General features: G+C 62.6%; 9 protein-coding genes and 2 pseudogenes. 1 reads left to right on the forward strand and 10 read right to left on the reverse strand.

Translation table 11 applies throughout. From position 1 onward, the window contains the following. From EN781_RS13335 to EN781_RS13345, 3 genes are all read right to left on the reverse strand, one after another. Nucleotides 1-487 (reverse strand): glycosyltransferase family 2 protein (locus EN781_RS13335; protein WP_145965497.1); only part of this gene is annotated, 487 nt, incomplete at its 3' end. Then, the gene (locus tag EN781_RS13340; protein ID WP_126056850.1) at nucleotides 487-1,470 is read right to left on the reverse strand and encodes a glycosyltransferase family 2 protein; all 984 of its coding nucleotides are present in this window, start codon (nucleotides 1,468-1,470) and stop codon (nucleotides 487-489) included. The genes EN781_RS13340 and EN781_RS13335, both read right to left, overlap by 1 nt. Before the next feature lie 15 nt (nucleotides 1,471-1,485). After that, a complete protein-coding gene (locus tag EN781_RS13345) occupies nucleotides 1,486-2,658 on the reverse strand; it encodes a glycosyltransferase (RefSeq protein WP_126056851.1) in 1,173 nt (390 codons plus the stop codon). Between the two features lie 247 nt (nucleotides 2,659-2,905). Here EN781_RS13345 and EN781_RS35255 point away from each other — a divergent pair. After that, nucleotides 2,906-3,961, forward strand: a pseudogene (locus tag EN781_RS35255) (polysaccharide pyruvyl transferase family protein); the annotation flags it as partial. Between the two features lie 225 nt (nucleotides 3,962-4,186). On the opposite strand, the gene EN781_RS13355 reads toward EN781_RS35255, so the two are convergent. From EN781_RS13355 to EN781_RS13385, 7 genes and pseudogenes are all read right to left on the reverse strand, one after another. After that, nucleotides 4,187-5,653, reverse strand: a complete 1,467-nt coding sequence (locus EN781_RS13355; RefSeq protein ID WP_127400052.1) for a lipopolysaccharide biosynthesis protein — start codon at nucleotides 5,651-5,653, stop codon at nucleotides 4,187-4,189. Continuing rightward, nucleotides 5,650-6,819 (reverse strand): glycosyltransferase, encoded by a 1,170-nt coding sequence (locus tag EN781_RS13360; protein ID WP_126056853.1) that lies wholly within the window; start codon nucleotides 6,817-6,819, stop codon nucleotides 5,650-5,652. The genes EN781_RS13355 and EN781_RS13360 overlap by 4 nt, the downstream gene beginning before the upstream one ends. Before the next feature lie 52 nt (nucleotides 6,820-6,871). Next, nucleotides 6,872-7,951 carry a glycosyltransferase gene (locus tag EN781_RS13365; protein ID WP_127400053.1) on the reverse strand — a complete coding sequence of 360 codons (1,080 nt, stop codon included), beginning with the start codon at nucleotides 7,949-7,951 and terminating at the stop codon, nucleotides 6,872-6,874. A 32-nt stretch (nucleotides 7,952-7,983) separates the two neighbouring features. Further along, nucleotides 7,984-9,315 (reverse strand): UDP-glucose/GDP-mannose dehydrogenase family protein, encoded by a 1,332-nt coding sequence (locus EN781_RS13370; protein ID WP_126056854.1) that lies wholly within the window; start codon nucleotides 9,313-9,315, stop codon nucleotides 7,984-7,986. Nucleotides 9,316-9,463: 148 nt separating this feature from the next. Beyond that, on the reverse strand, nucleotides 9,464-10,255 hold the full coding sequence (locus EN781_RS13375) for a glycoside hydrolase family 16 protein (protein WP_245455273.1): 792 nt from the start codon (nucleotides 10,253-10,255) through the stop codon (nucleotides 9,464-9,466). Between the two features lie 229 nt (nucleotides 10,256-10,484). Next, on the reverse strand, nucleotides 10,485-10,877 hold the full coding sequence (locus EN781_RS13380; protein ID WP_126056856.1) for a hypothetical protein: 393 nt from the start codon (nucleotides 10,875-10,877) through the stop codon (nucleotides 10,485-10,487). 126 nt (nucleotides 10,878-11,003) lie between these two features. Continuing rightward, a pseudogene (locus EN781_RS13385) lies at nucleotides 11,004-11,218 on the reverse strand (glycosyl transferase family A); the annotation flags it as partial.

Genomic DNA, 11,218 nt, shown 5'->3' on the forward strand with positions numbered 1-11,218 from the left:
GTACATTGCAGGTGTAGCCGGTACGGATCTCGCCGCGCACCCAGACCGGCAAGGTCGAATGAAAATCGCCTTTGCGCATCCAGGCCGGCGCATCCTGTCCGTAATGCGCCCGCACCGGCCCCAGCACGGCGGTGGCGCCGCTCGCCTCGGCCGTGGCGACAAGTTCGGCCAGCCAGCGGACCGATGCGGTCTCGTCATCGTCGATGAAGGCGACAAGATCCGACACGCTGGCATCGAGGCAGGCATTGCGCGCGATCGAGATGTTGCGCGCCGGCGCGTGGCGGTAGCGGATCGGCAGCTTCAACTCCTGCGCCAGCGCCTTGACCAGCGCCTGGGCGCTTGGCTGATCGTCATTGTCGGCGACAACCACGCCGATCTCGAAGCCGGCGGGCCTGTCCATGGCGGCGATGGAGCGCAGCGTGTCGGCAAGCTCGGGCCGCCTGAACGTGCAGACGCAGATGTCGATGGAGCGGGTCTTGGCGGCCATCACGCCACCCCGCGCTGCGATCGGCGACCGAGGAGCTGCAGCCAGAATCCGACGGACCAGCCGAAATGCATGACCATTGCCGACACGCCCACAAGCGTAAGGCCAGCATTACGCTGACCGATGGCGGCTGCGATACCATAACCGAGGCAGACCGCCGCCCACACCAGGAACGGCACCGCCGCCAGCCAGTGGACGAAGGAGAAGGCGGCAAGCAGGACGACCGGGAAGACCAGCAACGGGATCACCTGCCGGACTTTGGGCACCATGCGGTGCTTGAGCACGTTCCTGGCGCGGCCGCGGCCATAGCCGAGATACTGGAAATAGAGGCTCTTCAGGGAGGAGCGCGGATAGTAGACCATCTGCGTCCTGCCGCTCATCCAGATGCGGTAGCCGGCCTGGCGCAGCCGGTAGTCGAGCTCGGCATCCTCATTGTGGCTGAACGTCTCGTCATAGCCGCCCACCGCCTTGAAGGCCGAGATGCGCATCAACGCGTGGTGGCCATGGTCGACCCATTCGCCCGCCGAAAGGTGCCGGTGCTTGGAGCCACCGGTACCGAGCTTGGAATTCTGCGCTGCCGCCACCGCCTGCTGCACCGCGCCGGTGCCGCTGGTCAGCATGGAGACGACGACCGAATCGGCCCCGGTGGCCAACGCCTCCTCGACCAGCCGGTCGCAATAGTCGTCTGGATAGCCGCCATGGGCGTCGATGCGGATGAGATAATCGGCACTGTCGCCGAACCCGGCGACCGCAAGGTTGAGCGCGGCGCTCTGGATGCGCTTGGGGTTGTGCAGCAGGACGACGCGGGGATCCTTCGCGGCGATGGCCTCGACAATTGCCGGCGTGCCGTCGGCACTGCCGCCGTCGGCGACGATGATGCGGGCGCCGAGCCTCTGCGCGGCGGGCCGCAGCTGTTCGAGCAGCGCGCCGATATGCGCGGCCTCGTTCAGGCACGGAATCACGATCAGGCTTGCGGTTGGCGTCATCCGGTTCCGTCCATACTATGCCAGCGCTTCGGCCACGAAGGACTCCGGCGCCGCCACAAGGCCACGCAGCTTGTCGACCAAGGCCCGGCAGTCGTTGCGGTCGTAGCTCCAGGTCCGCGGGTTGCGGGCCAGCACGCGCGCCTTGAGCTTGCCGAAGCGCTCCTGCTCCATCCGCCCGAGCTCGGTTTCGAGCGTTTCGGGCGTCGCCTCGGAGAGGACGACGCCTATGTCCTGCTGGTTGAGGAAGCGGCCGGTTTCGGTGTTGCCCATCGAGATCGGCACCGCGCCGAAGCGGCAGCCCTCATAGAGGCGGTTGGGCAGCAGCCATTCGGAGTTCTGCCCTGCCTCGAAGAAATCGATCGCCCAGGAAAAATGCACATCGCCGTAGATCGCAGCCATGTCCTCCGGGTTGCGATAGGGTCCGCGAAAGGACAGCCAGGGCTCGGCCTCGACAAAAGCGTGGAAATCGGGAAATTCTGAGAGGGCCGGACGACCGCGCAGGACGACTTCGAAACGCCCGTTGAGGCGGCGGGTGAACTCGGCCAGCATCTCCAGCGAGCGGCGGCAGCGGAGTGCGCCGAACCAGCCGATACGCCAAGGGGGCGCTGCGGGATTCTCGGTCTTCAATCGCTCATCCGACGTCACTGTCGTGGTGTCGAAATACTTGTTCTCGACCAGTTCGACAGGTGCCGCGACCTGCCCAAACGGCTTGAAGTAATTGGCGATGAAGGCCGGCGACGAGGTCACGAGGAGCTTAACGTCGCGGGCGAGATAACGTTCCGCACCACGCAGCGCCCTGCCGACCAGATCGTCGCGCAGCACCAGGCGGTGGATGTCGAGACATTCATAGACAACCGGGACCCCGGCCCCGAGCGCGGCCTTGGCGCGGCGGGCAAGCGCCAGCATTTCGAGGTTGCGCGCGATGATGAGGTCGGGCCTCGGCATCGCCGCTAGCTTGGGGCCGATCCCGAACGCCGCTTTGGCGACCGCCGCCAGGCGCTGGCCGAATCGGCCGTCGCGCGTCGCGCCGAGATCGATCGGGCGCAATCCTTCGATGTCGGCAACCGGGCTGGTGGTGCGGCGGAAACCCGCCAGCGTCACCTTGGCCCCGCCTGCCCTGAGCATTGTGATCCGCCGGCGAACCGCCGGGTCGGATATGTCATGCACAAGGTACAAGACATGCAGCATGAAACTTGACCGCTGTTGGCCCACCCACGGCGAAGTTAGTACAGCTCTTGCTGCATCGCAACATTTTTGGTGCAGCGTAGCAAGGAAAGCGAGCATTTTTGTTGCGCTGCAAAAAACATGCGTTAATCTTGGCCTTGCTCGAGCGCCAGCCAACCGTTGGCCCTATGCCGCGCTTGGACGGCTAGCGCGGATGCCGACCAGATCCCGCTGCCTGACCGTAGAACCAACTCACGAATGGGGTGATACGATGAATATCGTCGTTGAGAACACAGTCTGCCTGAATACCGGGGATGCAGCAATTCTGCTGGCGATCCGCCATATCCTCAAGGCAGTTGTCGGCGACGAACCGCGGTTCTTCGTCTTCGACAGCCAGCCCGAAGTCGCCGCAAAACTCTACCCGAAGAAGGATTACCCGGATCTCGAATTTCACAAGCTGCTGTCGGAAACCATGTTCCGCTACAGCTACGGCAACGGGGTGAAACACCGGCTAAAACCGCTTTATAACCGGCTCGTCCTTCAGGTTTTGCAGCGTTTCGGCTCCGAAGGCTTCATTAGCCGCATCTTGTTCGGCGAAAGGGCCCGCCGCAGCCTCGATATCTATCGGAGCGCCGATCTCGTGGTCACGACAGGCGGCACCTATCTGGTCGAGAACTACAATCTCGAAAGGCGACTGAACCAATTCCGCGTCGATGCGATCCTCGGCAAGGATCCCGTGTTCTTCACGCAATCCCTCGGTCCGTTCAACAAAAGTTACAATCGGCAGGAACTGACCCCGATCCTCGACCGGAGCCCGCTCATCCTGCTTCGCGACGAGCGCTCCAGAAACCACATACTGGATATGGTGAAGGAGCCCGGCAAGTGCCACGTCGTGGCCGATGCCGTCTTTGCGCTCGCCGATACAGACAGGATCGGGAAACGGCTGGCTTCCGCCCAACCGCCGGTGGAAACGGGCCGCGTCGCCATCTCCGTCCGCCACTGGAACTATGTCAATGACGGTGAAGACGGCATGCGCCGCTATCTCGATTCGGTGCGCGAAATCGCAACCATCCTCGTCAGGGATCACGCCAAGGAAGTGACCTTCGTCTCCACCTGCCAGGGCGTGCCGGAATACGCGCATGACGATTCCAAGACGGCGCGCGCAATCGTAGCCGAGCTTGATCCGGAGATCGCCAAGTATGTCAGCGTGGACGCTTCGTTCCACACTCCGGACCAGTTGATGGCGCTGGTGAAAGGCTTCGACTTCGTCGTCGCGACGCGTATGCACATGATGATCATGTCGCTTTGCGTCGGCACGCCGGTGCTGCCGATCGCCTATGAATTCAAGACCAAGGAAGTCGCCAAGCGCGTCGGTGTCGCCGATCTGTTGCTCGACATCGACACAGTGACGCCGCAGGAGGCAGCCGAAAAGCTCGGCAGGTTTGCCGGCAACCTCGACCAGTATCGCCGCACCAGCCTGCAGGCCGTGCTTGAAGAGCATGCTTCGGCAATGTCGGCCACAGACTTGCTGAAGCCACTTGTTCCGGGCGCTTCAGCGGATGTTGCGCGCGATGTTGGGAAGGGTGGCGGAAAGCATGCCGCGCGATTGGGGAAAGATCAGCATCAGGATGAGGGCAAGCCCGTAGTTGAGGCAAAGCGCCAGGGCCACGGCGAGAAGGTCTGATTGACCAGTGAGCGACGCCGGCAGCTCCAGATAGGCCAGCCAGGCAAGCAGGGACGAGACAATGAAGAGCCCCTGCATGATCAGGAAATCGCCGGCAGTTACCGGGCCGACACGGTGGACCAGCACGGCAAGCACCGGAACGCGCAGCACGTAGCCGCTGATCGCGTAGGCGGCCGCGACGCCGACAGCGCCCCAATGCAGGCCGACGATGAAGGAGGCGACCGTCGTCAGCGACGAGTAGATGCCCCAATGAAACATGGTCTTGGTTTTGCCCTGGCAGATGAATATCCACCCCGTGGTGCTTGAGACGGACTGCATCAGGCTGGCGATGCCGAGCCAAGCAAAAATAGGCGCCACGGCGGTCCAGCGCGGCCCGAAAAGGAGCGCAACCACCTGTTCCGAGGTCAGCGTCAGCGCCGCGATACCAGGCATGGTTACGGCCGCCAGCATCCAGTTGGTTCGCACGTAAAGGTCGCGAAACCGCGCCTTGTCCTCGTGAATTCGGCTGAGCAGAGGCACCATCACGCGCGTCAGCGGCTGGGTGATGTTCTGCAATGGAAACAGCAGCAGCTTGTAAGCGCGGTCGTAATAGCCGAGCTCGATTGCACCGGAGTATTTTCCGATGAGGATGTTGTCGAGATTGCGTGAGAAAAAGTTGACGAGGTTGAAGCCGGTCAGATTGGCGCCGAACGACAATATGTCGCCGTCGACTTTCAGGTCCGGCCGCGACGGCGTCCAACGCACCACCAGCCATGCTGCCGCGAGCGCAACGACTGCCGCGACTGCCGGCCCCAACACCAGCGACCAGTAGCCCATTCCCGCCCAGGCCGCGATCGCGGCGGCGAGAAGTCCGGCAGCGGCGGTTGCGACATCGTTGATCGCCAGCTGGCCGAACTGCAGATGGCGGTTCATCAGCGCCAGCGGCACCGCGGCAATGCTGCCAAGCAGCAGCGGCAGAGCAGAGGCCATGGTGATCCCGAACATGCGCTGATCGCCGTAGAACGCGGCAATGGCCGGCGCGAGAGCCGCAACGACGACGGAACTGCCCAGTCCGACGAGGGCGCTGACCCAGAAAACCTGATTGAGCTGCCTGTCACTGATGTCCCTGCGCTGCACCAGCGCCTGCTGCAGGCCAAGGTTTTGCAACAATCCGACAAAGGCAACGATCGGTCCGACGGACGCTACCAGGCCGAAATCCTCGGGCACAAGAAGGCGGGCGAGGATGACGACCGAAATGAACTGTATCGCCATCTTGAAGCCTTGCGCGCCGGCCGTGACCAGCCCGCCGCGCAGGGCGACGCGGCCAAATTGAGGAGGAGGCGGGGGGGCATTCATATGGGCGATCTCATTTCACCAAGCTGCGATGCAATCTGCGCGAACCGCTCGTTAAGCACCTCCGCGTTGAAATCTGCCTCGATCTTCTTTCGCGCTGCGAGCGCGATCGGCTCACACAGCTTCGGGTTCTCGGCGATCCAGGTGAGTTTGCCGGCTAGCGCCGCGACGTCCCGCTCGGGCGCGAGGAACCCTGTCTTCTGGTCCTCGATCAGTTCAGGAATCCCCGAATGATAGGTGCTGACCACGGTCAGCCCAGCGGCCATGGCCTCCATCAAGGCAACCGGAATGCCTTCGACATCGCCATCGCGGGCTCCGACGCTGGGCAGCACGAACACATGGGCATCGCGCAGGCGCTGCTTGACCTCAGCATGCGGGCGCGGGCCGAGAAAAGTCACCCTGTCGGCAATGCCGAGATCGGCGGCAAGCCGCTTCAGCTCTTCCAGGAGTTCGCCGCCGCCGATCACCGAATAGGTCCAGTCACGGCGCGGCAGGGCTGCAAGTGCGCGAAGCGCGTATTCGATGCCTTTCTTCTCGGTCAGGCGGCAGACAGAGATGAATGACAGTGCGTCCTGCTCCCAGGACCGCCACCGATACTCGATCTCACCAGGCCGCACGCCCATATGGTGCACCACGACCTTCGCTGGCGATGCGCCGACATCGATCAGGGCGTCGCGGAAAAAGGCATTCACCGGCAGTTGGAGAACGCCTTTTTCGAAGACCGTCCTGTAGCGCGCAAGCGTCTTGTCATGCATCGGCCCGCCGACATCGTTGCCATGGAATATCGTCACCAGGGGTGCGGAAATCCTGCCACGCTTGATGACGCGGGCGACCCGCAGGCCATTGGTTCCGAAATGCGCAACGATGACGTCGGCCTTCTGCAACTTGTGCGCGTGAAAGAGATCGATTGCGGTCGAGAGTTTGTCCCACAGCCTCCCGGACCATTTCCTGAGCAGCGGTCGATAACGGCCGAGGCTGCCCCACCAGCACACGACCTTTCCGGGCAGCGCCTGCCAGCGCTGATCGTCGATGTTGCGATCCTTGCCGAAGGTCGTCTCGTTGCAGACGACACCGACTTCCATGCCGTGCTCAAGGCATCCGGCTATCTGGTCGAGGACAAAGGTTTCGGATAACGAGGGGAACTTATCAACTACGAAGCAAATCTTCATCGATCAGATGATCTTTCGAGGTCGGCCAGCGATTCGCTTGCGCGGAAAACGACTAGGCGGCACGCTCCAGGCCGCTTCGCCTGGCGTTGTTGAGAACATCCAGAAATGTCGCGAACTGTTTATCGGGGTTCATCTGCGGCCGCTCTGAAAACAGCTGCGCCGCCGCCGAAAGCCTGTCGTACTCGGCCTTGTCGCTCCACAATCGCCTGACCGTCGCGACCCAGTCGGCGAGCGGAGCGTCGTAGTCAAGCACCACGCCGCCGGCGCCGATCGCTTCCGGCAGGCCGCCGCGCCGGGACCCGACGACAGGAATGCCGCTGCAATGGGCCTCGGATGCTACCCTGCCCCACGCCTCTTCCCATTTGCTGGGCGCAAGCAGAATCTTCGTCCGGCCGTAGACCGTCTTCATATCGCTGGTGCGGCTCTCCAACGTGGCGTTGCCCAGCGGGGCGATGGTCCTTTCGATCTCGGCCCGGTGGTTGTCGTCAAGCATCCAGCTCTCGACGAACAGGAACGGAATTTCAGGGCATTCGCCGGCAATGCGGACCGCCAATTCGAATCCCTTTTCGTTGTAAGGGTTGATCATCGTCACGAACTCGCGGGTCGTCGGCGTGCTGTAAGATCCGGGATTGATGGTGGGCGGAATCACCGTCGAATCGATGCCGAATTTTTCCTTGTAGGTGCGGGCGGTGAACTCCGAATTGGCGATGTAGAGCGCCGAGCGCAGTTCGCGCAGGTCGCCCGCCAGTTCATGGAATTCGACATTCCTCAGATAGACGACCAGCGGCACGCCCAGCGCCTGCAGCTCCCTGCCGATCGGCACCGACTTGTGGCACTGCACGACCGCGACATCGGGCTTCAGCCTATCGACCGCGAAGCCCGCCGCCTCCCAGGGGAACCACGCCCGCACCACCGGGTAACCGGGAAACGTGTCGATGACGGCGCGCTGGCGGAGCAGTTTCATCTTGGCGCGCGCCTTGAAGCCGAACATGCCGTCACCGAACAGCGCCGCCAGGACCGAGGCCTCATGACCGTTTTCGCGCAACTGCTCGACCAGATGGTGCGTGCTCGACTGAACACCACCGCTGAATTGTGGCGTGTAGCCGTTGCCCCCTGCAAACAAAACTTTCATGGACCCTGGCTCCTTGTTGTGCCGCTCTGCCCTCACGCCGCCAGCCTACCGATGCTAAAATATTCAATGCCGTAGCGGGCGATGACCTTGGGGTCGTAGAGATTGCGGCCGTCGAAGATCACCGGCGTGGTCAGCGCATCCTTGAGTGCGTCGAAGGAGGGCGCGCGGAAGCTCTTCCATTCGGTGCAGATCAGGAGCGCGTCGGCGCCGCGCAACGCGGCCTCCTTCGTGCCGCAGAGCAAAAGATCGTCGCGCAGACCGTAGATGGCCTGGCACTCCTGCATCGCCTCGGGATCGAAGGCCTGCACGTTGGCGCCGGCCTGCCACAGCGCCTCCATCAGCGTGCGCGACGGCGCCTCGCGCATGTCGTCGGTGTTGGGCTTGAAGGCCAGGCCCCAGAGCGCGAAGGTCTTGCCCTTGAGGTTGCCCTTGAAATAGCGGTGCACCTTGTCGAACAGGACCGACTTCTGCTCGTTGTTGCGTTCCTCCACCGCGCGCAGCAGCTTGGCGTCGAACTTGACGCCTTCGGCGGTCTTGATCAGGGCGCGCACGTCCTTGGGAAAGCACGAGCCGCCATAGCCGAGGCCGGGATAGATGAAGTGGTAGCCGATGCGGGGATCGGAGCCGATGCCCTTGCGTACCTCCTCGATGTCGGCGCCCAGCTGCTCGGCCAGATTGGCCATTTCGTTCATGAAGCTGATCTTGGTAGCCAGCATGCAATTGGCGGCGTATTTGGTGAACTCGGCGCTGCGCACGTCCATCACGATCATCTTCTCGTGGTTGCGGTTGAACGGCGCGTAGAGTTCGCGCATCACTGCCTCGGTGTCCTCGCTCGAGGTGCCGACGATGATGCGATCCGGCTTCATGCAGTCGGCGACGGCCGAGCCTTCCTTGAGGAATTCCGGGTTGGAAGCGACGTCGAAAGCCAGATCCTCGCGACCCCTGGCTTTCAGCGTCTCGGCGATCTTGGCCTTGATCTTCTCGCAGGTGCCGACCGGCACGGTCGACTTGCCGACGACGATCTTGGGCGCCTCCATTTCGCGGCCGATGGCCTCGGCGACGGCGAGCACGTATTTGAGATCGGCCGACCCGTCCTCGCCGGGCGGCGTGCCGACCGCGATCATCTGGATCTGGCCGTGCTTGACGGCGGCGGCCGCGTCCGTGGTGAAACGGATGCGGCCTGCCGCGTGATTCTCCTTGACGAGGGTTTCCAGCCCGGGCTCGAAGATCGGGATCAGGCCCTGGTTGAGCCGCTCGACCTTTTTCTCGTCGATGTCGACGCACACCACTTGGTGCCCGACTTCCGCGAGCACCGCGGCCTGCACGAGGCCGACATAGCCAATTCCAAAGACGGTCAGATTCATTCGTTCTTGTTCCTGTTCAAGGCCGTCTTCGGTCCGGCCGGTTCAGATGTTGCCTGGCCGTGATCCCCACGGCTGTTTCCTGTTTAAGCATGATTCCGAAAGCGGTCCCCGCTTCTGTCACGCTTGGCTTTCGGTTCGGAACCATACGCTAGTTGCTGTTGGCACCGCTGCTTATGCTGCACGCCAGCGACTCCTTGAACTGGCATGGTTCGCCCAGCGCCGTGAACGCGACACGCTCCACCTGCATGGTGACCTTGCGGCCAGGGTCCGAAAAGGGCCCCATCCAGTTGGTCAGCTTATCGCTGCCCCAGAGGCTGAAGAATATCTTCTGCGAATGGGTCGGCAATTCCTCCGGATTTGTCACTTCATGGACCAGCTTGCCGTTGACGTAGAAGCGCAGGCGGTCCTTTTCCCAGACGAAGCCGTAGTCGTTGAAGCCCTTGTCGGTGCCACCCTCGACATCGGCAAGCTTTTCGTTCTTCGGCTTGCCGGAAATGTAGGTGTTGACCTGGACCTTCGAGGTGTCCTTGGTCAGGACCTCGAAGTCGATCTCGTCCCAGGGTTGCTTGTCGGCAGGGCCGATGTAGGAAAAGAAGGCGGCATTAAGCCCGGACCCGGTATCGGTCTTCATGCGCGCTTCATAGGTGCCGTAGCCATAGCGCTTCTTGGTCTGGATCTCGCCGCAGGCGAATTCGCGGTCTTTCGTCTGGCGCTTCTCGAAGCCGAGTGTCAGCACGCCGTCGGAAAGCCCGACCAGGCTCTTCGACCAGGTGCAGTTCTGGTGGGGGCCGTTCGACCAGCCGTCGGAAACATACCAGCGCGACCGGTCGAGACTCTTGAAATCATCGACGAATGAAGGCGCGCTCTGCACCTCCTGCGCATGGGATGGTTGCGGGGCTGCAACCAGGCTTGCGGCCACTACAAGGAACGCGCCAGCCATGGATAGCCGCCGCAGGCCCACACTCGGCTCTGGCCGCATGACATCGACCGCGGCGATGGGGATAGTCTTCGGATCTGCGTTCATACCAACTCACCTTTGTGCTGTCCGCCCCAACCCAAAAGTCATCAAATGGCCCGCCTCCGCGAGCCGCTTGCGATCCTCCGCCCTAGAACTGCCTACCTGTGCCTCGTACCAAAAAGTTGTGCCCTTCAAACTTCATTTCGTGCCGTCAGCGTCCGCCTGCCGACTTGACGAAACCGGTCCGCGAATCGGAACCCTGCTCACTTTCGTCGACAATCGCGTCGAGCGAATGACGCAGTTCCTTCATCAAGCCGTTCTGGCGAGCAAGCTCGGCAATGCGCCGCTCGCAGTTCAGGATCGACTTCGTCAGCTCGCTTACTTCCGACGACTTGCCTGTCGACGCCGATCCGTTCTCCATCGCCTCGACCAGGAAAGCGGCGTTCGCCGCTTTCGACCGGTAGCGATTCTCAAGGCCGGCCTTCTCCGCCTCGATCTCGCCGGCGATCTGATCGAGCAGCCTTGCGAGACGATCGTAGCGCTGGAGATCGGTCTGCCGGTCCCGGGCCGGAGCCCTGGATCTGAAGCCGAATATCGAAGCCATCCGGTTGGCCTTCCAAAATTGCTGCACCGCAACATACACTGCCATTCCGGGGCCGCATAGGCAACCTCGGAGTTTGGGAAAGGCGATTTTTTCCGATCCGCGATCGCTGCAGCGCCGCGGTCCGGGTTACTTTTCAACAGCCTGAGCGGCCATCAGGAAGCGCAGCGGCGGCACCGGCCGCTTGGGGGCAAGGCCGGTCTGGCGAAACAGCGCCTCAAGCTTGTCAGCGGCAACGCCGCGGACGATCGGGATCAGGTTCGACTGGCTGGCCAGCGCATAGGCGGCGGCCGATGCCAGGCCGCGCTCGGCCTTCACGTCGAGGAAATTGCGCAGCCGGTATT

The sequence above is a fragment of the Mesorhizobium sp. M4A.F.Ca.ET.090.04.2.1 genome (assembly GCF_003999085.1).
Taxonomy (GTDB): Bacteria; Pseudomonadota; Alphaproteobacteria; order Rhizobiales; family Rhizobiaceae; genus Mesorhizobium.